Raw genomic sequence first — 25,626 nt, forward strand, 5'->3', positions numbered from 1 at the left:
ATTAAAGTCTTCTTAACACCAAATAGATAAAGAACATTCCACCGACAAACTCAATTACAACAGAAAGTGTTCCTGTCATTTTTAAACCATATTCTAAAACCAGTTGCCCGCCGATTAAGGCGATAGTGCCCAGTAAAAAGGCAACAGGCATTAAGAAACGGTGTTGGCTACTGCCACTGATATGGTAAGCAAGGTTAGCCACAATTAAACCTAAAAAGGTTAATGGACCAACTAAGGCAGTTGAAACAGCCACTAAAACAGAAATCAGTAATAAAATATAAGTGGTTTGTTTGCGGTAATTTATACCAAGGTTAATGGCATTTGCTTGACCTAATGCCATGACATCAAAGCTGTAGCGCATACGCCAAAGTAAGATGCCAACAACCACAATAATCGCTAAAGCACAAAAGATAAGATCAGGGGTTGCACGGGTGAAAGTGGCAAACATGCGCCCTTGTAAAATGGAGAACTCATTGGGATCCATCAAACGTTGTAATAGAGTCGCTGAACTGCGAAATAACGTGCCTAAGATAATTCCAATCATCAGGACTAAATTAATGTTAAAACGCACAGAGCTGAATAACCAACGATAGAGTACAACCGAAAACAGTACCAGCAATGTTGATTCTAGGAAAAACTTTGATAGGTTCAACATCCACGATACAGGCATATCACCTTCAAAGAAGACAAACACGGTTTGTAGCAAAACAAACAGAGCCTCTAATCCCATCAGCGACGGTGTCAAGATACGGTTATTCGCGATAGTTTGGAACAATATGGTGGAAACACCGGCCGCGAACGCCACTACAATCATGGTGAGAACGATATAAGCACGATGAGTCAGAATATAAGAGATATTGCCATTTAGGTTTATTGTCATAAATAACACAATGGCTAATAACGAGGCACCAAGCAATAACCCAATACGTGCCATCGGAGATAGGCGCTTTTTCTTATCTTTAACAGCGCCAGTACATGTGCTAATTATAGATGAATTAACTTTTTGCATAACGTTGTTGCTTTAATAATAAGAAAAGGAAAATGACAGCCCCTACAGCCCCTAAAATAACGCTAGCTGGGATCTCAAATGGATAACGGATAAGGCGACCAATGATGTCACATAATAAAACGATAGCGCCGCCACTTAAGCAAACCCAAGGGATGGTTTTACGAATATTATCCCCCATCACTAAGCTCACCAGATTTGGCACAATCAAGCCGAGAAAAGGTAATGCACCTACAACAGAAACAACGACGCCACTAATTAGAGCGATAATCGATAATCCGATGATCATCACTTTACGGTAATTTAGGCCCACATTAATTGAAAACTCACGTCCCATACCAGCAACAGTAAAGCTATCAGCGACCCAACACGCCATTAATGCAAGTGCACCTACAAGCCATAACAACTCATAACGGCCTTGTAATACACTTGAAAAATCGCCACTTGTCCATGCATCTAAGGATTGCAATAAATCGAAATAAACGGCTAAGAAGATAGTCAATGCACCGATAACTGCGCTAAGCATAATTCCCACTAAAGGCACAATCAGTGTTGTTTTTAACGTGATCCTTTGCAGGAGTAACATAAATAACAACGTACCAAGAAGGGCGAAAACAGTAGCCACTACCATTTTGGTAAAGATGCCCGCCGCAGGAAAGAGCAACATGACGACTAACAACCCGAGGCTTGCAGATTGAGTTGTTCCTGCAAGAGAGGGCTCGACAAAGCGATTTTGAGTTAGCAGTTGCATAATTAAGCCTGCAACACTGATGGCACCACCGGCAAGTAATAATGACAGGGTTCTTGGCACACGGCTGATAAAGAAGATATCGCGCATATCAGGATCAGTAAAAAGCGAAGCAGGAGTGATATCTCCTGCGCCGATAAATAAACTGATCATTGAGAGGATAGCAACAAGTCCTATCCCCAATGATAAATGGAACGTTTTCATTCAGTTACTTTATTTTTTTTGATCCAAAGCCTGATTAATCGTATCCATTAAGCGAGAGTAGGTTTGGATCCCGCCAGAGATATAAATAGAGCTTGCATCAAGATAGATGATTTGGTCTTTATTCCAAGCATTCACTTTTCTTACCAATGCATTATCAAGGACTTGTTGAGCGGGTTGTGAATCTTCACGACCAATCGCTGCATCACGGTCAATAACAAACATCCAATCAGGGTTAAGTTTTAACAGTAATTCAGAGTTGACGATGTTGCCGTGTGAGCCTGGGCTATCAAATACATAAGCGGGCTCAAAACCTAATACATCGTAGATAAAGCCAAAGCGAGAACCAGGACCATACGCTGAGATTTTACCACCACTGACTAATACAACCATTGCTTTACCTGCATCGGGTGTTTTGGCTTTTACAGTATCAATTTTAGTATTGAAATCAGCCAGTAATTTTTTAGCTTGTTCTTCTTTGCCAAAAATCTGACCTAATGTTGTTGTGCGTTCAGCAAGGCTTTCGACAAAACGTTTCGGATCGATATCCATTGAAATCGCAGGCGCAATTTCACTTAATTTCGCATACGCATCACGAGCACGGCTACCACTTAAAATTAAATCAGGTGCGGTTGTGCTGAGTTTTTCATAGTTTGGCTCGAATAACGCACCTTCATTGATATAGTCGTTCGGATTGGTGTATTTTTCTAAAAATTTAGGTAAATGAACATTGGTTTGTGGAAGACCAACAATAGGAGCACCTAATGCATCAATAATATCGAGGGTTTCCATATTCATCACAACCACTTTTTGTGGGTGTGCAGGGATTTCAGTTGTCCCTTGAAAATGTTCAATCGTGAGAGTTTGCTTCTCTGCTGATTGTGCTGTTGATGTGTCTTGAGCATTATCGCAACCGGCGATAACAAGTGAAGAAAGCAGTAAAAACAGTGGGCTTAATGACTTTTTAAACATTTTCTTTCCCATATTGTTGCAACACGAAATAAGACGGATCTTTACAGCAGTGGCTTAAATGTCGATCCACAAAGAAGATGATAATACCACCAAAAGCATAAAGAGTAATGATACTAATTCACATTCTCATAATAATAAAGGATTAACTTGACTAAAATGGCGAAATTTTGCGAGAGATCATTAAAGGAAAATGAAGAACAAATTTTGTGACGTGAAAGAACGCTTAAGATTATTTGCTCAATTTGTGAAGAGTGTCAAAAGAGTAGGTCAAGGAGAGACAATTATTAACCTATAAGAAATATCGTTAACTAGTATCATTGCGTATACTTCATTCAAGCAGAAACAATCCATGTTTTAATCTTACTTCGGTTTCTGTACTGACACAGTAATGAATGCACAAGAGAAAGCCTGGTTATTCTCTAGGGTAAATCGTTGCCAACTCAAGAGGGTTTTATGCAAAAGAAATATATTTACTTATTTTGTTCTGCTGGCATGTCAACATCCCTTCTCGTGACCAAAATGCGAGCACAAGCAGAAAAATATGATGTGCCTGTGGTTATTGAAGCATTTCCTGAAACATTAGCGGCACAAAAAGGACAGGATGCTGATTTGATTTTGCTAGGTCCACAAATTGGTTGGATGTTACCTGATATCCAAAAATTATTGCCTCATAAACCGGTCGAAGTGATCGATTCTTTGCTATACGGAAAAGTAGATGGTTTAGGGGTGTTAAAAGCCGCTGTCGCCTCTATTAAAAAAGCATCTGCAACAACAAATTAGTTTTATTTTTTATTTTTTTATTATTTCTATTCCAGTCAAAGAGCGAATTTTTCAGCAAGCCGAGCAATTAGCGGCATTTTAAGGGTATTTTTCTATGAGTAAGGTCATTGGTTCACTTGAAAAGGTACTCCTTCCTTTTGCGGTTAAAATTGGAAAGCAACCTCACGTTAATGCTATCAAAAATGGTTTTATCCGTTTAATGCCATTAACCCTCGCAGGAGCAATGTTTGTACTTATCAATAACGTTTTTCTTAGTTTTGGTGATGGCTCCTTCTTTTATTCTCTAGGTATCCGCCTTGATGCATCAACAATAGAAACACTCAATGGTTTTAAAGCTATCGGGGGGAACGTCTATAACGGTACATTAGGTATCATGTCGTTGATGGCGCCATTTTTTATCGGAATGGCATTAGCAGAAGAGCGAAAAGTTGACCCGATTGCGGCTGGTTTACTCTCTATTGCTGCCTTTATGACGGTAACACCTTACAACGCAGCTGGTGCTTATGCCGTTGGTGCTAACTGGTTAGGTGGCGCAAATATTATTTCAGGTATCATTATTGGTCTTGTTGTGGCGGAAATGTTCACCTTTATTGTGCGCCGTAATTGGGTTATTCGTTTACCAGATAGTGTACCGGCTTCTGTTTCACGTTCTTTCTCGGCATTAATTCCAGGTTTTATTATTTTATCGATTATGGGGATTATTTCGTGGGGATTAGCGACGTATGAGACAAACTTCCACCAAATTATTTTAGATTCAATCTCAACACCATTAGCATCGATGGGTTCTGTTGTTGGTTGGGCTTATGTCATCTTTACTTCTCTATTGTGGTTCTTTGGTATTCATGGATCACTCGCACTTGCTGCACTCGATAGTGGTATTATGACGCCATGGGCACTAGAAAACGTCTCTATTTATACTGAATATGGCTCAGTAGAAGCCGCATTGGCTGCTGGTAAGACGTTCCATCTCTGGGCGAAACCAATGTTAGATTCCTTCATCTTCTTAGGGGGAACCGGGGCAACTCTGGGGCTTATTATTGCTATCTTTATCGCATCTCGTCGCGCAGATCATCGCCAAGTAGCAAAACTGGCATTGCCAGCAGGTTTATTCCAAATTAATGAACCGATTATTTTTGGTTTGCCTGTCATTATGAATCCCGTGATGTTTATTCCGTTTATTCTTATTCAGCCAATTCTTGCTGCAATTACCGTAACGGCTTATTACTTAGGGATCATCCCTCCGGTCACAAACATTGCACCGTGGACGATGCCAACGGGATTAGGCGCATTTTTTAACACTAACGGCAGTATTGCAGCACTATTATTAGCTCTATTTAACTTAGGTGTAGCAACACTGATTTATCTTCCTTTTGTCATCATTTCAAATAAAGCTCAAACTGAAATTGAGAAAGAAGAAAGTGAAGAAGATATTGCCAATGCGTTGAAATTTTAAGTGATAGAAAACACAAGTGCAGAGTTTTCTCTGCACTTGTCAGTATCAAAGAGGAAATATGATGTTAGATATTGAAAATACCGTTGATAGCAGTGCAACCGATGATGAATTTGAAGAGATCATCATGGGGCTTATTATTAATTCAGGTCAAGCTCGCAGTGTGGCTTATGGTGCATTAAAAAAAGCCAAAGAAGGTGATTTTGATGGCGCGAGAAAGTTAATGGAGCAATCTCGTGAAGCTTTAAATGAAGCTCATAAAATACAGACACGTTTAATTGGTGATGACCAAGGTGTGGGAAAAACGAAAGTCAGTTTAGTCTTAGTTCATGCTCAAGATCATTTAATGACGTCAATGTTAGCTAGAGAGTTAGTGACAGAGTTAATTGAGTTACATGAAAAGATAAAATAAGGTGAATACTGTGGTGGAGTCATTGAGAGCACAAAGCGAAATACGTATGGTCTATGAAGATCAGCTATTTAATGGCAAAAATTTTCATGTTTTTATTTATAATAAAACAGAAAGTGTCAGCGGACTGCATCAACATGATTATTACGAATTCACCATTGTTTTAACAGGGCGTTATTATCAAGAGATTAATGGTAAAAAGATTTTATTAGAGCGTGGTGATTTTGTTTTTATTCCCATAGGCTCTCATCATCAGAGTTTTTATGAGTTTGGTGCGACACGTATTTTAAATGTTGGGATCAGTAAAGCTTTTTTTGATAAACATTATCTCTCGTTATTACCTTCTTATTTTATTGCCTCACAAGTTTATGAATTAAAAAATGAGTTTCTTTCCTATATAGAATCCGTTATTGGCTCATTAAATTTCCGCCATACGGAATTTAATGAATTTATTGAAATTGTCACCTTTAATGTGGTGAATAGATTACGACACCATCGAGAAAATAGAACACAAGATGATATTCCTTTATGGCTAAGAGATACCGTAGGCGAGATGCATGACAAACAAAAATTTGGTGAGAATGCACTTGTTAATATGGTTATGTTATCTGGGAAATCACAAGAGTATTTAACCCGAGCAACTCGGCGTTATTACGATAAAACACCCATGCAAATCATTCATGATATTCGAATAAATTTTGCCAAAAAACAGTTAGAAATAACAAACTATTCGATAACTGATATAGCCTTTGATGCAGGTTACAGTAGCCCGAGTTTATTTATTAAGACATTTAAGAAAATAACATCGCTGACACCCAATAGTTATCGGAAAAACTTATGCAGTATTAAAGAGACAAATTAATTCATTATTAAGCGTAAGAAATTAATCAATAACAAAGATTGATTTTATTTGAAATAGAGAGAAAGAAGAAAATAAGTCTATTTTCTTCAAGGACTCTTTACGGCTTAATTTCGCCATTAATACACAAATAACAGCATTATTGTGCTGTATGGGAGTATTTTATGAGTCATAAATTAAAAATCGTTACCATTGGTGGTGGAAGCAGTTATACGCCTGAATTATTAGAAGGTTTTATTAAGCGTTACCATGAACTACCGATTACAGAATTATGGTTAGTGGATGTTGAAGAAGGTAAAGAGAAGCTTGATATTATTTTTGAACTTTGCCAACGTATGGTCAAAAAAGCGGGTATTCCTTTAACTATTTATAAAACACTTAATCGCCGTGAAGCATTAAAAGATGCAGATTTTGTGACAACACAATTGCGTGTTGGTCAATTAAAAGCAAGAGAGCTTGATGAGTCTATTCCTTTAAGCCATGGCTATTTAGGTCAAGAAACTAATGGTGCGGGTGGATTATTTAAAGGCTTACGTACTATCCCCGTTATTTTCGATATTATTAAAGATGTTGAAGAAATTTGCCCTAATGCGTGGATCATCAATTTTACGAATCCAGCAGGTATGGTAACTGAAGCAGTTTATCGTCATACCAACTTTAAGAAATTTATTGGCGTTTGTAATATCCCAATTGGCATGAAGATGTTTATTACAGATGTTCTGAAGTTAACAGATAAAGATGAACTCTCCATTGATTTATTTGGTTTAAATCACATGGTGTTTATTAAAGATGTCATTGTAAATGGTCAGTCTCGTTTTCCTGAATTATTAGATGGCGTCGCTTCAGGAACATTAACTGCAGGTTCAGTGAAGAATATTTTTGATTTACCGTTTAGTGAAGGGCTAATTCGTTCTCTTAATATGTTACCGTGCTCTTATTTACTGTATTACTTCAAGCAAAAAGAGATGTTAGCCATTGAAATGGGCGAATATTACAAAGGTGGTGCCCGTGCTAAAGTGGTACAAAAAGTCGAAAAACAATTGTTTGAATTGTATAAGGATCCCGATTTAAACATTAAGCCCAAAGAGTTGGAATTGCGCGGTGGGGCTTATTATTCTGATGCAGCCTGTGAAGTGATTAACGCTATTTATAATGATAAACAAGCTGAGCATTATGTGAATATTCCACATTATGGTCATATTGATAATATTCCCGCAGATTGGTCGATTGAAGTGACTGCAATTTTAGGTCGAGATGGCGCTAAACCTCATCCTCGATTAACACATTTTGATGAAAAAGTGATGGGATTAATTCATACCATTAAAGCCTTTGAAATTGCGGCCAGTAAAGCGGCTATTAGCGGTGAATTAAATGACGCTTTATTAGCCATGAATTTAACGCCATTAGTACTTTCCGACAGAGATGCAGAAGTGCTTACACGTGAGCTGTTATTAGCGCATAAAGCACATCTACCGCATTTTGCTAAAGTAATTGCTGAGTTAGAAAAAGCCTCTCATTAATTGTCGGCAGATAAATATAAGTGATAAGGAGACAGAATGGCTGGTTTATTAATTGTGAATGCGGATGATTTTGGGCTTAGTAAAGGTCAAAACTACGGTATTGTAGAGTGTTTTCGTCATGGTGTTGTTAGCTCAACAACGGCACTTGTCAATGCTGAGGGAATTGAACACGCTGCACAATTGCGTCATGAGTTGCCTGGCTTAGGTGTTGGGCTTCACTTTACTTTGACGATGGGGAAACCACTGTCTCCTTTACCTTCTTTAACGCGTGAAGGTGTACTCGGAAAATGGGTATGGCAAATGGCAGAAGAGGGTGATTTACCGCTTAATGAAATTCGTATTGAGCTTCAAGCTCAATATCAGCGTTTTATTGAGATTTTTGGTTGTGCACCCGACCATATTGATAGTCACCACCATGTGCATATGTTTAAGCAAATCTTTCCTATTGTGGCGGAGTTTGCTAAAGAAAAGTCATTGCCAATGCGAGTTGATAGGCCACTAGCATGTCAAGAAGGCATTGATACTCAAGGTGTGATCAGTAGTGATGGTTTTGATAGTCAATTTTATGGCGATGAAATCACTCAAGCTTTATTTTTAAAGGTACTTGATGAATCAAAAGCGCGTCATGAGCACTCTATTGAAGTGATGACACATCCTGCTTTTGTGGATAATCCATTGCGTGCAAGTGGCTATTGTTTCCAGCGCTTAATGGAACTTGAAGTATTAACAGATAGTGCATTAAAACGCGCTATTTTGGAAAGAGGTTATCGGCTAGGAACATATCAAGATTTATTAATGTAGTGGGTTTTAGACAATCGGTGTCTGTGTTTATTCCCTAGTGTGGGTCTTTTTGAATTATTTTGCCTCTATTTTTATAAAGTAGAGGCATTTTTGTTTTGAATAAAATCAAAACCGATAACCAATACTGGCGATAAGTGTCTTGCTTGGATGGTTTTTTCCTTCCATTTTGAAATGACTACCCTCATAGCCTAAAGTAAGTGTAATATTTTGTGGTGATGTTAACGTGATACCCGTTCCCCAACTTACTGATTTAGATGAATGGTCTTTATTTATATTTTCTGGTGTTTGATAACTCATACCACTTACCCCAATAACGCCGTATAGTTCAACAAAAGGTGTTAATGCATAGGCAGGACCCATTGCAAGTGAGATATAACGTAATCTTCCACTATGGGATAACGATCTGTGTGCTATTGTTCCTGAAAGTCGTAGAGAGGTTTTTTTATTCGTATTGGGATTAAACTGATATTTCATATTTATCCCATTAGCTGTGGGTAAATCTTTTATTTTGATATGAGCGTAGCCAATAGAAACTAGAGTGTTACTGTTTTTTGCATAAATTGATGTGGTGAAAAATAAAGAAAAAGGTAAGCAAGCTAATAATAAAATGTTTTTCATAATATAGTTTTTAATTATAAGTAAATAGAAAGCACATACTATAAAATAATATGTGCTTAAAATTATTTAGAAACGGTAACCGATATTCGCTACGAAACCATCTAAAATAATTTTGCTGTCGGTATCTTTAAATTTAAAACGGCTATTCTCATATCCAAGAGAAATAGAAACCATTTCTGCAGGATTCACGATTAAACCCGCTCCCCAACTAAATGCATTTTTCTTTAATTTTTTTACTTCTGAACTTTCAGATTTAAATTGAATTTGGCTCATACCCGCGGTGCCATAAACACTAATAAAATCATTGAGACGTAATGTAGGACCTGCCATTACAGAGTAATAACGAGCATTCACATCTTTAAAGAAAGTATTAATAGGCTTATTTAAATCATATTCATTTTGAGCATAAGTAGCTGTTGCTAAAATACCAAATTGGGAATTGATTTCTTGACGAATAGAAAAGACACCACCGTGCATTATATTCTGACCCGCCATTTTGACCTGTGCATAACCCGCTGAAAGTGTGGTTTTATCTAATTTAAAATCATTTTGCGCATAAACAGAAGAGGTAGCTAATAAGCCACTAATAAATAAAGTTGATAATAATTTTGTTTTCATTAGTTGTATCCCATAAATAAAAAACGGAGAACGTATTATGAAGCGGGGGAATTATAATAATGAGTTTGTTTTTAATGGAATAAAAAAGAGTACATGTATTTAAATAAGGTTATTTTATTAAAGTGCCTATTTAATTATTAATAACACTATTAAATAATTAATATAAATTAGTTCTAATTAGTAATAGAAATCAATAATAAAATGAAGAAGTAGATATAAAAGAGAAAGGCTCTCTATTATCTAGAGAGCCTTTGAGGCTTTATTTAAGTCCTAGGTCACTTTGTAGACTAATGACTTGATTTTGTAAGTTCTCTAATTCAAGCTGTTTTTCCATCACTGATTTTGATGGGTTGTTTTGTGCCGCCTTCATTTGCTTATCAATTTCATTGATCTGCTTTTGAATATCATTTTGCCCTTTGGTTTTTTGGCGAATTTGATTTAACAGATTATTCATTGATTGGCTTAATGCTCGCTGACTAGCTTGTTTACTTTTTAAATCTGCATTGGTCTGTTGTTTTTCTTTCTCAATGGCAGCAAGAACGGCTTTAAACTCGGTGTTTAATGCTTGTTCATTACCTAAAATTGCTTTTTTTTGTTCAATACGATTGTCATAAATCCCTGAATAATTACAGTTAAATTTAGTAATTATACTGACATCACCCGCTGTTGGATCACAATCAGCGGGATTGGTGACACAACCGCTTAATAGTAAGGTTATGCCAGCAAGGGAAAGAGGTAAAAATTTCATTATCATCCTTTTTAACGTTAACTCAGTTTTATTGCAGTACGTTGGGTATAAAGGCTATCAAGTTCTTCTTGTAACGAGGTTACTTGTTGTTTCATCCCATTGATTTGTTTATCTAGTTGTGCTGTTTTTAGGCCATCTTGACGGCTTTGTGTTGCAATATCACGCCATTCAGCTTCACGTTTTTTCATATCGGCTAAGCGAGAGCGTAGTGTGGCGATATTGGCATCAATACCTTTCAGTTGTTTCTCAGCAGCAACTTTATTGATACGTTGTTGCTTCATATCTTGCTCAATTTTTGCAATCGTTTTTTTATCGTCAGCAATAACCGCTTTCGCTGTATTAGAGGCGCTCTGTAAGCGCTGATTTTCATTTTGAATATCAGCAATCATTGAATTGAGCATCTCTTCTTTGGTTGCATAATTTTGACGTTTATTGTCTAAATAGGCATTGGCGCCAATACCGACACCACAACCAGCGACTGCCGCAATGAGCATACATGCGCCTTTATTGCTCGAATTTGAGACTAAACAGCCTAATGCACCGATAGCCGCCCCTCCTGCACAAGCTGTAATACCTGATTTACTGAAAAATTCCATATCGCTGTTATTTTTCAAACGGGGATCAGCCCCACTGTTACTTTGACATCCTGATAAAGCAAGTACGGCACTAATGCTAAGTACCGCCATAAGTCGTTTATTCATACCACACCTATCCCAAAGTCTCTGTTATTGTTTTTTGCACGCTTCAAGCCATTCTTTCCGTGAAACTTTACCGTTAGCCCAATATCCTTGGAGTCCCTGCATATATGTTGAAAGGTACGTATTTAAATTTGATTTACCTCTGGCTTCCATCAATTGGCGTACAACGTCAATTTGCGGTTTAACTAAAGAGGCGTCATATGTGGTCGCCATATCCACTAAGGTATCTGCGTAATAGCTTACAACGAAGTCGAGTGTTTTCTTATGTTCATTGACTTGCTCTTGACGTCGTTCACAAGTGGTATCTTTAGTGCCTGCAGGACAATTTTTTTCATGTAATGCGATTAATCGGTCATAGAATTCGCCATCATCTTTTAACTTTGTACATAAAAAAGCACCTAATTGCAGTGAGGTACGGATAGCTTGATCTCGTTGCTCATCACGCAGTTGTGCATTTGCTCGTAATGTATTTTTCAATTCAGCTAACTGTTTTTTCAGTGCTTCATCTTGTACTTGGGTTGAGAGCGTATTGAGGCTATTAATGGAATTATCGCTATTGGTTTTTGAGTTATTGTGAGTGGTTTTCTCATTGCCTAATTGTTGCCACTCTTTTTCTATCTCTTTGATTTTATCGCGCGATGTCAATGTCGGTGCAACAATGGCTAACCGAAAGCCTGTGTATTTATTTTTATTTACCTCGGTATTGGTGTAGTAAGGCTCTTCTTGACGCCATGAACTGCGTATATCACTTTCTGGGGTTAAATAACTACCACCACGTACAATAAATCCACCCGCTTGTCCGTGTAAGCGATCAAGCTTGTTTAATCGAAAAGGCTCAAACATCATTTCAGCGACATTACCTAACATGTCATGTAAGCCTAATGGATTGGGTGATAACAAACCGGTGAGTTGTAATGAGCCATTAGAGGATTGGCTACCTGCTGACCAAATATAGTTTTTGGTGCCTTCCGGCATAGGAAAACGAGTATCACGAAATTCGGATGCTGAAACTTTTAGGCCACCCCGCACCGCAAATTCCCATTCAGTTTCAGTCGGTAATCGTGCAAAGCCTTTTGCGCCATCTTCAACGGGTAATGCTTCTGGATGGTGGCTTCTTAGCCATTGATTATATTGATCGGCAAATTGCATCGCTTCGTACCAGCTAATATTCACTTTCGGTAAACGTAATTTATTCGAGGGAACAGGACACGCTTTACCATTAATGGTGCTTTGCATGGCGTTATATTGCAGATCAGTGACGGGATATTTCGCCATAAGGTAATATCGGCCTTTTTCTTTACCTTTGAGTGGGAAGCTACCCGCAATATGTTCAGCTCGTGATTGCTCTAAATAACCCCATTCATCGCCTTCTTGCCCTAAAGTAACACTGTAGTCTTGTAATGGTTGGCTTAATGGCACGGCCACTTGGCGAAAGACCATCGAACCTTCGCAAGGAAATGGCAATATCACATCATCAGGTAAGGCTTTTGGATTAACAAATTTATCATCCCATTGGGCTGATGTCGTAAAACTGCTAGATAACAGCGCGAATGATAAAGTTAAAAGCGATAAATTAAATTTCACGTAAGCTCTCCGCAGGTTCAATCGAAACGGCACGTAATGCGCCAATACTGGCCACAACTAAGGCCACCAGTAAGGCACTGCACATGGCAATCAATAAATCCCAAAACGTTAACTGACAAACAAAGGCTTGTTCAGGTAAGTGTGTGCCTAATAATGTAGTAAATAAGGTGCTACCAATACCATAAAGCCCAAGGGCTAAAATAAAAGCAACGCAGGTTAATAACAGTGCTTGCAACACAATATATAAAGAAACGGCAAATTGACGAAAACCCAATAGACGTAGTACCGCCATGTCTTTACGTTTGCGGTCAATATTGGCGAGGAATGCGCCAATTAATGAGGCAATACAACCTAATAGTGAGACCCAAGCAATCACGGAAAAAATAACGTTAAGGACATAGCTGATGGCTTTTACAGAGTCTATTTGGCTTTTTTGTGTTATTACATCAATGTGTTGTTGCCGAAACCAATCATCTAATGGTGCGATGGTATCTAAATTTTTGGCATAAAGGCGAGCTTTAGCAAACTGGGTTCTTGGTTTTGCCTCAACACCTTGTGTAATACCAAAAAGAGGGGCTTGATAACCATCACGGTAATCTTCCATTGCCACTAAAACATCAAGAGAAACAAAGGCCGCAGCTCTTGAAAATTTGCTATCACTGATAATGGCACCAACAGTAAAGGTACGTTTTGCACGTTCATTGATGCCATTAAGTTTGCGGCTGATAAATAATCGGATGCTATCACCGACATTAGCCTGTAATTTTTGTGCGGCATTAGCAGAGAGTACTAAGGTGTCTGCATTTTGGGGAATAATAACGCCCTCTAATAAAGGATCGTTTTCTGCTGTCGGGATAACTTCAGCGTTATCGATAAAACGTTGTCCATCAATCACAATATCCGCTTGGGTATTTAAGCTACGTGTTAATGGGATAACAAAACGTACCTCTTCTTTTTGCGCAATCTCATGAAACCAACTTTGTGGGTAATTGCCATTGCCTAGCATACGTATTTCAAGATTACGAGGATCGTTAAGTAGTTGGTTATGAAGTTGTGTCACAATGCCGTTTTTTAATCCAAACAGCAGTAACAGTGGTGCAATAACTGAGACTAAAGAGAACACAATACATAATGCGACTTTGCGATCGTAAATTAAGTCACGCCAAGCGAGTGAGCTGAGTAAGCCAAGGCGATTAGGATTGGCGTTATTGTTTGATAAAGACACTACCGCCTCCTTCTAATTGTGCGTGATAGTGGCTAAATTCAAAACGCTCAACTAAAGACCAATCGTGGCTAACAACCAATGCGGAGATCTCTAACTGTTTCACCATCTCAACAATCAGTGTATACAGTACTTGTGCATTATGGGGATCAAGGGCTGCTGTGGGTTCATCAGCGAGTAATAATGTGGGCTCATGAGCAATAGCGCGAATAAATGCCGCACGTTGACGTTCACCAATAGAGAGTTGGCGAGGTAGGCGATTAAGTAAAGGGCGTAATTGCAAATGATCAATTGCGTGAGCAAGCCAAGAAGAATGTGGTGTTAATCCCAGCATTTTGCGAGGTAATTGAATATTTTGCATCACGGTTAAAAAAGGAAGTAACCCCCCACTTTGAAGCATAAAGCCCAATTTCTCAGCACGTAATGATGCGAGTTGTGCTTGTTCATTATTTAATACTGCTTGTGTGAGCGTTAATTCATCATCAAGTTGAAAATGGGTTAATTCATCAGGGCGTAAGATGAGTCCGATCATTTCCAATAAGGTGCTTTTTCCACAGCCACTTAATCCAGTTAGCGCGCCAATTTCACCTTTTTTAAGGGCCAATGAAGGAAGCGCAACACGAAAACCCTGTTGCGCATCACCACGCGTAATTGCCATACCTTCAATCTGGATCATTAAGGCAAGTTTTCCAGTGGAACAGGATAAACGTGATCGCGAGGATCGCTTTGTGGTGCAAGAGATATCCAACGATCAACATCTTCGTTATAACGTTGATAATATTGTAATTTTGTATTTAAACGGCGGATAAATTTCTCTTGTTCAAGACCATCCCAGCTTTTCCATGTCTCTTCATCTAAGCCTAAGACTTCACTTAAATAAGGGAGGTTTTCGACATATTCACCCAGTAAGCCCATTTCACCTAATTTGGTTGCTGAGCCTTGTTTTATTTGATTGGGATCGTTGCCCATTGTTGCTGCAATCGAGCGCAAATCAGCAAACATATTGTCAGGTGAGATCAAGCCTTCGTTAGCGGCATTAACGATTTTTTTCATGACATCACTTAAATCGCTAAGCTCACTTTTGGTGAGTAATACTTGTACTTCTGTCGTTGGGATATTTTGCTGTAATAAATCACGGTCACTTATCCATGCTTTAAAAACAGGGGGGGCTTTTGTACCCTGTTTTTCACCTAAATACGCTAAACGCATGGCATAGCCTAGATCATGTGCATCACTTAGTAAGGTATCCGTTTCTTTATTTTGGCTATAAGCAGGATCGGCATTCAATGCACTGCCTACGGTGGCTTCACCACGATAAGCAGTTTGAATTTGTGTTGTTACCGCAGTGGCTAAACTATCTACCATACGACCAAAACTATTTACATCTCCTGAGTTAATAGGGTAGTAAAGCGATTTGTGTAAGAACGGATTAAGCGTTAGTGCTTCATATTGCGCTTGTGCCGAAGCATGATTTTTTGTCCCTGATGGAGTTTTTAAATGCAGGGTATAAAGTGCAACACCACGATAAGCGGCTTCTTGACGAATTTGTTCAGCATCGAGTTTAGTTGATGACAGAGGATCATCTCCTGTTAATGCTCCCGCATCCGTAATTAAAATAACGTAACGTGCACCAAAACGAGTCCAATCAACATCATCAAGGGCTTGCATTACACCTGCATAAGCATCTTCATCAAAACGACTACTGGAGACTTTTGCTTGGCGCAATTCTTTGACTTTATTCAGGAAATCAGGACCATCTTTTACGTCATTGGGGTTTACAAACATTTTGCTATCGTATTCCAATGCGGGGACGGCTTTGATATTCGAGCGAAATGCCACTAAACCAAATTTTACCTTATCCAATATATTGTCTTTTTCGACTTGAGCATAAACCTTCTGAATCGCTTCTTTGGTTCTATCAATGTAAGGATCCATTGATATTGTTGAGTCGATAACAAATACCACTGCAGCAGAAAAACCTTGCATCATATTGTCAGCATCTTTGCTGTCAGGCGTTGCCGGTTTTGTATTGTTTGGAGTTGCATTCGCATTCTGTGCGTCTTTGCTGTCTTTGGTTTGCGAAGAGACAGAAGCCACATTGAGTACTCGCACTTTATAGCCTGCATCAGTAAAGACTTCATCTGAGCCTAATACCGGTAGCAAATAGAAATTATTTTTCTGATCAATCATATAATCTGGCTCTTTCGCTAACACAGCCGGATTCACTTTCTGATTTTTGATATCTGCTAAAAAGGGTTTGTACTGTTTTTCAGGCGTTGGGCTTTCAAGTAAGCTTTCAACCGTTTGCTTATCTTTGAAAAACAGCATTGGGTTACGACCAGCAGGGTTAGTAAATGCGAGTGTTAGCTGCATTTTCCATTCTGATGTACAACTTGCATTCATCCAACCACTGATATGACCTAAGCTATCAGGGCCAACTTGTAACCACTCGTTGGCACCTTGTTTTTGGCGTTGATAAACATAAAAACGGCTAAATGCAGGTTGCTCTTTACCTTTTGCGCCAACAGTGTCAGCCACTTGGCAACCCGGATAAGTTAATACACGTTGATAGAGAGTCTTTTTACCCTCTTGTAGTAACGGCTTTTTCTCTTCAGCACTTGCTGGCGCTGTCAGAATTAAACCGCTGAGAATAAGAGTAAGCCAATGCGCCTTTTTCATGCGACTTTCCTATTTTTTCAAAGCTTCAAGACGCGCTTTTGCGTCACTGTTTTGTGAGTCGTGATTAAGAACCGCTTCGTACCAATAAATGGCCGTTTCTTTGTCTGCACTAAAGCAGCCTTGTGCTGATGCGGTTTCAGGATCGTATTCACGAGCGTAATTCAGTGCGATATCAACATCACCTGATTGTGCTTTATAAGCATATAAACGCTGAGCAACATCGCATTGATTGTTCTGTTTCGCTTGTTCAATGGTTGCAAGAATAGTTTTGCTATCCGGTTGGCTCTGTATGCAACTTTGTACAAAGGCCAATGCTGTACCCGATTTCATATTTTCAACACTGCACACACTTGGTGTTGTGCGTTCTGGTGTTGGTTGTGGGGCAGGTTCGCCAGCAGGATTACCTCTTAGTAAAAAGAACCATGTTAAGATACCCGCTAAAATTAAGATCAAGATAATGGCTAAAATTAAGCCAATTTTTGATTTTTTCGGCGCAGGTGGTGTTGGTCGTTGTGGCGGTTCATCTACCTTGATTTCAGGGATGATCGGCTCTACTTCTTCAGGCTCAGTTTTGAGTGGTTCTGGCTCTGGCTCCGGTGCTGTTTCTTCAATAATAGGAGCCGGCGGAATTGACTGATTATCTAATGTCGCCGTTGATTTTAATGCTTCACTTTGGCCTTGTGCTTGTGAGGCTAATACGCCATCACGAATACGTAATCGCCCGATATCTTGTGTTTCGTTATCGTCTTTTAACGTAAATTGATACGCCATCTGTAAGTTGCTAACGAGGGGGTCAACGAGCGTTTTATCAAGAACAATTTGATAACCATCATCAGCCTCTTCAAGTGAAAGCTGGTGGAAAAAGGCATTACCTACCCATTCCCCTTTATCATTTAAGAAGTAGCGATCTTGGTTACGCTGAATGCTTAAATAAACAGGGGAAGCGTCACCTTCCCAATTACGAATACTTAATACCGCAAAGCCGGGACGAGCAGGTTGTACGGGTTTTAATTCTGGATTAAACACGAATTATGACTCCACAACGGATGATTTCATGGTTTGAATGATTTGGCCTAACTGTGCGTTTTGTTCAGCACTAATTTCTCTTCCTGCAGAATGCCCTGCATTCTCAGTAATAATCGCTGATAAAGCGATAAGCCAATCAATTACAAATAAAAGGGTATAGTTAACAGGGTTGGTGGGTAAGCGGACTAAACGCTCATCATCACCCCATTGCACGCTAGTGTTATCTGGTCTTTCAAAGATCTTATGACCGACATTGATTTTGCTCTCTGGCTTCTCAACGCCGTTATCTTTGAAATTAAACCAAGTAATAAAATCACCCAGAACATTATAAACGCGAGATGATTGCTGTTCGGCTAAATCATCACGACGGGCAATGGCTTCTGTGCCTGCTAGGGTTTTCAACATACGTTGTTCAACACCAAGACGATTGATAGCAGTAATAAGTTCATCAACTAACAACACCATAATTTCTTGATCAATGCCTAAATAGGTTAATAACGTATTGTTATCAGGCAGACTACGCAGATGATTTATCCATAACGCCATGACTTTTTTAGGATAAGTCACTTCATTGCCGTGGCCTTTAGGTACTTCATCTTCTTCTGATACCAGAGAAATTGGCGTATCGCTAAAAAGATCAAATGTAGGTTGTTCCATTGCTGCAAAGGCAGAAATAGGGGCTTGCGTCGTTTTTTTGTTATCTGAAAGTGTTTCAATCACTTCTTTTTCCTGCATATACAGGTCGTAGAGTGATTTACGAGAAGGCAACAGGTAATCCAGTAATGCACCTTGTAAATAAGGGCGACTTTGCATAAAACGCAAAATAGTCGCGGCATTACGGCGTTTTACCTGTAACTCCTCTTCACCGCCAGATTGATACCATTTTTCAAGATGATGACCGATTAAATCACGTTGAATTTCTTGTAATTGCTCATTGATACGTTCAAGTTTTAGTGATTTTAAGGCAACCGTTTCCAGATAATCAGCAAGGCGTTGCATTCCACCATCGTTAAGCGACAACATGGCATCCCATGCTTGGTCTGGTTCACGGATATAACGTTGGACCGTATCATCTTCAGCAAAGGTTTTTTTCATCAGATGTAGCTGAGAAACACTGTCTTCATTTAGAAATGTCTCTTTGCCATTACTAATTTGAATAAATGGTGTGGGTACGCCAGGCTTACGTACTAAAAAGGTGTTATTAAATGCTTCACCATTGACCCAATCCGATGACATCCATTCGTATTGACCAAAGCGCTCTAACATGGCCATTTTTATCATGCCACCTTTACCCCATGATTGGCGTAATAGTGCTTCATTCATGGTTAATGAGTTGGTAATACGCATATCAAACATCGTCATCGCCCAAATCAAGCCAGAAGGACGTTTAGCACGAGTTTGTGCATCTTTACCTTGCGTGTTATTGATCCACTCTGTGAGTACTGCACCGACTTCTTTTACATCAGATTGCTTGTTTGATGCGGTACATACCACCAGCACATTCATCTCTTGGTTATCGGTATAACGCTCAAACAGGTAGGCGACTTTACCCCGGAGAATAAGCTGAGCGAGTGGATTTGCGCTATCATCATTGACCTGACGACGCACATCCGCCATGGTTTCAACACCTAAACGTCCGCGATAACCCGGAAAATCCAGTAGCTCAACCTGTTCAAACAGTGTTTTGCTTGGTGCATCTAATAACGGTACGACTAATTCAACGGTGAGTGCGGTCAGTTCCGCTAAAGAAAGGGTAACAGGGGCATCAATACGATCACCATGAACAGGGCAAATGCTGATCTGGCTATCATTGGTAGTATTGAGACGCTCTAACATATCTACGTTCATAATACTGTCGTTTTGTACTAACACACCGTCTTGTTCTTTGACTAAAGAAGAAAGCGGAGCCAAAACCAGTGGGGCATTACCCAAGGTCGCGAGAGTGGTACTAAAACGCTGATAAGCGGATGTCAGTTCTGCAATATCGCCCCATAACACAGAAAATAGCTTAGCGCGTTGCGCAATACTGAGATAAGGTGCTAACTCAATCGCTTTAGGCCAATAGGTTGTTGCTAATTTTTTCTGACTTTTTTCTGCGTGACGTTGCAGGTAATCCCATAATGATACGACATCGTCGTGCGTAATACCTGCGACAGCGGTAGCACTACGTTGTGAGCTTAATGAATTGATTAAACGAGAGATTTTCTCTTCATCTAATTCAAAATCAATTTTCTCCTGATTAAAGTCATAAAGGTAAGCGTTAGCAAGGATTTTAACAATTTCAATTTCGCTAAAAAGGTGTAGCTCTACAGGAAACGCTTGTGTACCTTTCGTCGCTTTGCGACTAAAGCGAGTCACTAAACCCGTGGCCTCTTTACCACCACCAGGAGGATTGATATGGTCAATAAAATCCAGGGTTTTACCCGACATACTGGTTCTTAAACGGCCTTCTTGCCCTGCGGCAAGGGCTGAAATCAGGTATGATTTTCCCGCCTGAGAGAGACCAAAAAAGCCAACCGACATTGGGCGCTGGGTCGCTAAACTGAGATTTTTTGCCATATTACGGCTACGACGCAGACGATAGATAAGGCTATCTGCTTCCGTATTTAAACGAGGCGCATTACCTCTTACTGTATTCACCCAATCAATAGCTTTGCCTGCGCCTTGATAAATGGCATCCCATTTAGCTGTTAACTGTTTTTCATCCATCATATTCATTTACCTAGTACACTCCCGCTATCCAGCCAATAGGATGTTTCGCCAATACCACTGTCTGCTAACGTATTGAGTTTGAAGCTTAAACCACTCTTATTAACGCCACCTTTACCATTAATGAGCTCCATTTCTTCAATTCGTAATTTTTCAGATTTATTGTCATTATTATGGCTAGAAGCGCCACGCTCTTCTCCTAGTTTGATATGCAATACGCTGTCTTCTTGGCTTAATTGTTGTGCCAACTTCGGATTTTTAATGCGTAATGTATAGAGTGGTGAGGCGGGCCAACGGGCATTATCTAATTGGCGAAAACCTAAACGTATCCCGCCTCTGACTTCAAAATAGGTATCTGGATCTGGCTCAAACTTATCCTGAATATCGCGGTAATAAACGTCATTATCAGAAATGGTGTTGTTATTATCTAACATCCCTAAATAACGTACCGTTGAGTAAGTTTTAAAGTTGCCTGTCGAGAAGTAGAAGTTGAGCAAACGTGCATTTTCAGCCATTAAACACAGCATGGCACCGACTGCTGCGGTTGATTTTGGATCGTCAATACGGCCTTTTTTGTTAAATGGATACCAACCCCCCGTTTTATAGCCATGTAATGGCAATATACGAGAAGGTGGTACAGGTTGTAAGACTTTTAACAGTGCTTGAATACCGGGTAAGCGTGAAGGGCGACCAGTGAGCAGTAAAACATCACAAGAATAATAATAAAGTACTTCACACAGCGCTTTTAAACTACGGGTGATGTTAATGCGCTCACCTGAAATAAATTCAGCGTGCAGTTGCGCAAAATTAATCTGTACGGGCACATTCAAGATGGAGAAGCTATCTCCGCCACCCAGCTCTTTATTGGCGGCATCGTCAATATAACGACGCACATGCTCTGTCGGTTGAACACTCAGTAATTCACCAAAGGTGCTGTTAATGCCTTCATGTGGAACTAATGGATCGTAGTTTTCGTATTGGCTTAAAATCTTTAACCCAATCGGATTAAAAATTTGTAGGGTAAGTTGTTGGCGCAATACTTGTTGCCCAGCATCTAAACCCTCACTACCAAAAAGAGAAGACATCAATGCATCGGCATCAGAAATGCCAGCGTCAGTTAATGCTGTACGTAATGCAGGCAAAACACAAATCTGGATAATATCGAGTAAAATATCATCACCCGCAATTTTGAATCCTTCGCGGAATAATTGCGTTGGAATAATTTTGACGTTGCTTCCTGTTCCCGTATCCAGTTTATAGCGTGTGATAACGAGATCCGTGGTGCCACCACCAATATCAATGGAGGCAATTTTTAGTGTGCTATCTCCCGTTAATGCGCGGTTATCTTCACGCACTTGGCTAGCAAAAAAGGCTTCAGTGCGTTCACCAAATTTAATTTGAGTCTCGTTATAAAGATAAACTAACTGACCACAAGTGGCTTCATCCCATTTCACATGAATGTTTGGCATCGGTATACGACATTGGGCATCTTTACCATCAAAATTCAGTTTTTCATCAGTCGGATCCCAATTCATTGCTTTCCAAATTAGCCCTAATGCGTTTTCCATGCATGTTTCAAAAATAGCACGCTCGGGTTTTGGCATTGCGGGGGGGATCGTTAAAATGATATTGCGTAATTGGCGAGGCGCACTTGCGTGACTCATTTTAAGACGCTGAGCTGGGCTGTTCATTTGCGTTAATGCCTGAGCTAACACTTCGGTTAACATCATGGTCATTAATGAACTGCGCGTGTAGTTTGGCGTAAAGACAGGCATGCGCAAGTCAGGCTCTAAACGGAATAACGGTTCGCCGTGATCGTTAAGCAGATAGGTCATAGGTACAGCAGTTGCCAATGGCTCTCTGTCTGTTTGACCAAAAGAGCGACTAAAGCGCCAACCTGGAGAATACGGCGAATCATCCCATAAATAACGTTTAGGGCTTGAAATACCTGTTGAGCCTTCGGTTCCTAAGCGTTGTGCTGCCATGCGGTTAGCTTCAGGGCCAACACGACCAATAGTGGGCCACATAAAGGCATTATTACGGCCACTACTGACGGAAAAGTCTTGTTTACCAAATTCCGCTTGCGCAAATTCAACACGGCTTTCAAAAGGCTCGTTGTAGATTTGATAAGGGTGGCTTAAATCCCGCAATGTCATTTCATAAAGTTGAGTTAACCCTTTATTATCATTGATGTGATCTTCAATTAAGATCCCACATGTGCGCGAGTTGCCGACATCAAGGATAAGGTCAACTTCAATGGCGGGTTCTTGTGGTTTGGTTTCGTTGATTTTGATTTCAGGTAAGTGGAGTTTCTCGCCTAATATATTGAGCAAATTGAGATAATGTGCTTGATGTTGAAACTCTTTAAGCGCTTCCTCAAGTTCATCGTGGTATATTTTAGTAACAGCCAGTGCTCTTTCACTAAAAACTTCCTTTAACCAGCCATCAATCCATGGTGTTTCAAGGAAATTCTCAACTTCATAGCCTAAATAGGCCAGCGCAAAAGCAACACCAGAGCGCACATCTTCTTCGTTTGGTGCCAGATAAGCCGTATTAGTGCGATTGGGTTCAATGCGGGTATCAAAAGCCACTACAATACGATGCGTATGTCCATCTTCATCAGGTTCTGGCAGTTGATGGAACATCATTCTCACCCAGTTATCAGGGCCTTGAGAAAATGAACGTGGTGGATTAAAGCGGAAAAACGGTACTGGCAACCAAGTGTCATTGAGTAAATTTAATGACTCATCAAGAGAGAAACTAAATTCTGCTTCTCTTGGGGTCTGAGGTTGGTTTTTGGGCGCTGGATAAAGATAGTTATCGTCTCGCTCATTGTAGATGAGTCGCATTAACGGGCCGTTTTCGCCTTTTTTAACAAATTCACCGTACTCTTTGCGCTGGGGTAGCGTAAAACCAAAATCCAGAAACTGAATATTGCTGTCACGGATAAGGGTAATTTTATCTTTATAATCGGTCAGTGGCGCTAACATGAATTAATTATTCTCCCGCTTCATTGATAATGGGAATGGCTGACTGTTTTCATATTTTCCTTGGCAATCAGCAATATTTTGGCTTCCTGGTTGGCAAATAATATTTGGCATCAAATAGTTTGAGCCATCACTACACAGAGCCTGACCTTGGTTATTAATATTTAATCCGCCTTGATTGACCGCTGCGTTAACTGGCGCTTTACAGGTCACGCCATCACTGCGTGTCATGACGACTTGTCCTTTGCCATTATCTAATTGATAGTTCAGGCTAAGTGGTTTACCTGTTTTTTGATCTTGAATACCTGCACCTGCTTTCCATTGGCCATTAAGGAATTGGGTTGAGCCATTGGCTAATGCATTTGCAGGAATAGTCAGTGGTGTTGTGTTATCAGCAGTGGCGGGTGGCGTGACATCCGGTGGTGTATTAGGATCAACTGGAGGGGTAGCGGTATTATTCTCATTTCCTGCATTTTGAGGAGTATCTGTTTTTGGTTGCTCATTTTGTGTTGCAGGATCAACTGGAGGTACACTCAGTTGTTGCGCATCGTCGGGCGTAGCTCCTTCAGGTAAAGCACCTTGATTATTATCTATTTGAGGATCAACCATCGGTAAACCAGTATTAGGATCAACGACTGCGCCGTTCCCATCAGTGCCATTAATTACATTTCCATTTGTATCTATGGTGCCTAAGGTTCCTGTATGAACTGTACCTGTTGGTACACCAACTGTATGACCATGAGTAACCACCGTGGGGACTTTTGGTTTTTCAAGCGTAGGTTCGGATAATTTAGGCGCTTCAATATCTGGTGTTTTAATATCGACTGTTGGTAATGAGGGCGTTGAGAAACAGCCTCTTAAGAAGAAAATAGCGAGTAGAAGTAATAATAAAGGTAACAGCCACCATAAAAAACGCCACCAAGGGCGTTTCGTGTCAGTAATAATAACTTTTTCTTGTACGGGCGGAACGGCTGTTGATGTCGGTGCGATTGGTGTAACAACGGGTTTTAAACAAGCGACAGGATCAACTCTCAGTTGTTGATTCGCATTCACAAATCCCCAAAAAGTCATAATAGGCTGGCCATCAACAATAAAAATATGGCTTTCGTCAGGAAATTGGATTGTTTTGCTGAGGAGTGCGCCAAAAAGCTGACTTTCTTTATTTCCAGTCCGTTGCTGTTCTTGTTCACTAAAAGCAATTAAATCGTCTTGATTTTTTTTCAGCACAGCATAAGCGGCAGTACGTTCTTCTTCAGAAGCCGCAGACCAAGGGATAACAGAGCCGTCAATCGGTGAATACCAATCGATACGTTCGCCAGTTTCATTTGGCTGAGGAATAGCAAGGCATTGAGAAATATGCGCCTTTCCTCTTAAACGTAGTGTTTCACGTAGCTGCAATGCAGAGATATAAACAGCCTGTCCATTTTCTCCCATCGGGAGATAATTTTCTAATTTACCACTTCGTAAGAATGCTTTATTCACGACGATCATTCCGCTAGGCAAGAGTATCTATGGGTAAGTTGGCTTATCCGTAAATAGGCTTTAAGACTAAAAATAAAGATATAAAATTTATATACATTTTATATTATCAGAAATTAGGTGTCTATCTAGCGGATTATTTTGGGTTAATTAACTGATTATTATTAAAGGCTTTTTTATTTTTCTTGAGTGAAAGAGAGAATATTGAGATAACAACCATGATAATAAAATAATGACATTACAGGTTGCGCTATATTTTCTTAAATATATGGATAAAATCACCGATATATTTGTTTTTACATTAAAAAATAATGAAATAGAAGGAAAAAAAGATAAAATATAAAAGAGCAAACTATCAGATAACATTAAATGATTGTGATAATAATCACAAAATAGAGTTATTTCGAATAATAAGAGAATAAAAAAAGGAAGCAAAATACTCAACTAAGGAATAGTCTTAAATGGATAGAATAGAATGCGGATAAGTTCCAATATAAAAATGAAATACACGT

At 39.6% G+C, this 25,626-nt stretch carries 21 protein-coding genes; 6 read left to right on the forward strand and 15 right to left on the reverse strand.

What is annotated here, in order from left to right:
• Position 1: 1 nt before the first annotated feature.
• The 3 genes from GWJ05_RS10240 to GWJ05_RS10250 are packed head-to-tail and all read right to left on the reverse strand — an operon-like array spanning position 2 to position 2,927.
• Positions 2 to 1,009: an iron chelate uptake ABC transporter family permease subunit gene (locus GWJ05_RS10240; RefSeq protein ID WP_036933680.1), complete on the reverse strand. Its 1,008-nt coding sequence runs from the start codon at positions 1,007 to 1,009 to the stop codon at positions 2 to 4.
• Positions 996 to 1,958, reverse strand: coding sequence for an ABC transporter permease (locus tag GWJ05_RS10245; RefSeq protein WP_036933682.1), 963 nt, complete (start codon positions 1,956 to 1,958; stop codon positions 996 to 998). The genes GWJ05_RS10240 and GWJ05_RS10245 overlap by 14 nt, the downstream gene beginning before the upstream one ends.
• 9 nt (positions 1,959 to 1,967) lie before the next feature.
• A complete protein-coding gene (locus tag GWJ05_RS10250; RefSeq protein ID WP_036933685.1) occupies positions 1,968 to 2,927 on the reverse strand; it encodes a siderophore ABC transporter substrate-binding protein in 960 nt (319 codons plus the stop codon).
• A 453-nt stretch (positions 2,928 to 3,380) separates the two neighbouring features.
• Between GWJ05_RS10250 and GWJ05_RS10255 the strand changes: the two genes are divergently transcribed.
• The 6 genes from GWJ05_RS10255 to chbG all read left to right on the forward strand — a co-directional run bounded on the left by GWJ05_RS10255 (position 3,381) and on the right by chbG (position 8,746).
• Positions 3,381 to 3,707, forward strand: coding sequence for a PTS sugar transporter subunit IIB (locus GWJ05_RS10255; protein WP_036933688.1), 327 nt, complete (start codon positions 3,381 to 3,383; stop codon positions 3,705 to 3,707).
• Positions 3,708 to 3,801: 94 nt separating this feature from the next.
• Positions 3,802 to 5,160, forward strand: a complete 1,359-nt coding sequence (chbC, locus tag GWJ05_RS10260; protein ID WP_036933690.1) for a PTS N,N'-diacetylchitobiose transporter subunit IIC — start codon at positions 3,802 to 3,804, stop codon at positions 5,158 to 5,160.
• A 61-nt stretch (positions 5,161 to 5,221) separates the two neighbouring features.
• The gene (chbA, locus tag GWJ05_RS10265) at positions 5,222 to 5,569 is read left to right on the forward strand and encodes a PTS N,N'-diacetylchitobiose transporter subunit IIA (protein ID WP_036933692.1); all 348 of its coding nucleotides are present in this window, start codon (positions 5,222 to 5,224) and stop codon (positions 5,567 to 5,569) included.
• Between the two features lie 10 nt (positions 5,570 to 5,579).
• The gene (chbR, locus tag GWJ05_RS10270) at positions 5,580 to 6,428 is read left to right on the forward strand and encodes a transcriptional regulator ChbR (protein ID WP_036933694.1); all 849 of its coding nucleotides are present in this window, start codon (positions 5,580 to 5,582) and stop codon (positions 6,426 to 6,428) included.
• A gap of 161 nt (positions 6,429 to 6,589) precedes the next feature.
• Positions 6,590 to 7,945, forward strand: coding sequence for a 6-phospho-beta-glucosidase (locus GWJ05_RS10275; RefSeq protein WP_036933696.1), 1,356 nt, complete (start codon positions 6,590 to 6,592; stop codon positions 7,943 to 7,945).
• A 36-nt stretch (positions 7,946 to 7,981) separates the two neighbouring features.
• Positions 7,982 to 8,746 carry a chitin disaccharide deacetylase gene (gene chbG / locus GWJ05_RS10280; protein ID WP_036933698.1) on the forward strand — a complete coding sequence of 255 codons (765 nt, stop codon included), beginning with the start codon at positions 7,982 to 7,984 and terminating at the stop codon, positions 8,744 to 8,746.
• Between the two features lie 105 nt (positions 8,747 to 8,851).
• Here the strand turns inward: chbG and GWJ05_RS10285 are convergent, their stop codons facing one another.
• The 12 genes from GWJ05_RS10285 to GWJ05_RS10340 form a co-directional block, all read right to left on the reverse strand.
• Positions 8,852 to 9,364: an outer membrane beta-barrel protein gene (locus GWJ05_RS10285; RefSeq protein WP_036933700.1), complete on the reverse strand. Its 513-nt coding sequence runs from the start codon at positions 9,362 to 9,364 to the stop codon at positions 8,852 to 8,854.
• Positions 9,365 to 9,430: 66 nt separating this feature from the next.
• Positions 9,431 to 9,982 carry an Ail/Lom family outer membrane beta-barrel protein gene (locus GWJ05_RS10290; RefSeq protein WP_036933701.1) on the reverse strand — a complete coding sequence of 184 codons (552 nt, stop codon included), beginning with the start codon at positions 9,980 to 9,982 and terminating at the stop codon, positions 9,431 to 9,433.
• A gap of 259 nt (positions 9,983 to 10,241) precedes the next feature.
• A complete protein-coding gene (locus GWJ05_RS10295) occupies positions 10,242 to 10,730 on the reverse strand; it encodes a hypothetical protein (protein WP_087803732.1) in 489 nt (162 codons plus the stop codon).
• 17 nt (positions 10,731 to 10,747) lie between these two features.
• On the reverse strand, positions 10,748 to 11,431 hold the full coding sequence (locus GWJ05_RS10300; protein WP_052038419.1) for a hypothetical protein: 684 nt from the start codon (positions 11,429 to 11,431) through the stop codon (positions 10,748 to 10,750).
• Between the two features lie 24 nt (positions 11,432 to 11,455).
• A complete protein-coding gene (locus tag GWJ05_RS10305; protein WP_036933705.1) occupies positions 11,456 to 13,012 on the reverse strand; it encodes an SUMF1/EgtB/PvdO family nonheme iron enzyme in 1,557 nt (518 codons plus the stop codon).
• On the reverse strand, positions 13,002 to 14,237 hold the full coding sequence (locus GWJ05_RS18745) for an ABC transporter permease (RefSeq protein ID WP_036933707.1): 1,236 nt from the start codon (positions 14,235 to 14,237) through the stop codon (positions 13,002 to 13,004). Before GWJ05_RS18745 ends, GWJ05_RS10305 begins: the two co-directional genes overlap by 11 nt.
• Positions 14,218 to 14,910: an ABC transporter ATP-binding protein gene (locus tag GWJ05_RS10315; RefSeq protein ID WP_036933709.1), complete on the reverse strand. Its 693-nt coding sequence runs from the start codon at positions 14,908 to 14,910 to the stop codon at positions 14,218 to 14,220. Before GWJ05_RS10315 ends, GWJ05_RS18745 begins: the two co-directional genes overlap by 20 nt.
• Complete coding sequence (locus GWJ05_RS10320; RefSeq protein ID WP_161681399.1) at positions 14,910 to 16,913, reverse strand: vWA domain-containing protein; 2,004 nt, start codon at positions 16,911 to 16,913, stop codon at positions 14,910 to 14,912. The genes GWJ05_RS10315 and GWJ05_RS10320 overlap by 1 nt, the downstream gene beginning before the upstream one ends.
• A gap of 9 nt (positions 16,914 to 16,922) precedes the next feature.
• Positions 16,923 to 17,939: a hypothetical protein gene (locus tag GWJ05_RS10325; RefSeq protein ID WP_036933713.1), complete on the reverse strand. Its 1,017-nt coding sequence runs from the start codon at positions 17,937 to 17,939 to the stop codon at positions 16,923 to 16,925.
• 3 nt (positions 17,940 to 17,942) lie between these two features.
• Entirely contained in the window at positions 17,943 to 20,651 is a 2,709-nt protein-coding gene (locus GWJ05_RS10330) for a putative virulence factor (RefSeq protein WP_231135582.1), read from the reverse strand.
• Between the two features lie 2 nt (positions 20,652 to 20,653).
• On the reverse strand, positions 20,654 to 23,638 hold the full coding sequence (locus GWJ05_RS10335) for a virulence factor SrfB (protein WP_036933718.1): 2,985 nt from the start codon (positions 23,636 to 23,638) through the stop codon (positions 20,654 to 20,656).
• Positions 23,639 to 23,641: 3 nt separating this feature from the next.
• Positions 23,642 to 25,117, reverse strand: a complete 1,476-nt coding sequence (locus tag GWJ05_RS10340; RefSeq protein WP_103005163.1) for an SrfA family protein — start codon at positions 25,115 to 25,117, stop codon at positions 23,642 to 23,644.
• Positions 25,118 to 25,626 lie beyond the last annotated feature (509 nt).

Source organism: Proteus sp. G2626 (assembly GCF_009915985.1).
Taxonomy (GTDB): domain Bacteria; phylum Pseudomonadota; class Gammaproteobacteria; order Enterobacterales; family Enterobacteriaceae; genus Proteus; species Proteus vulgaris.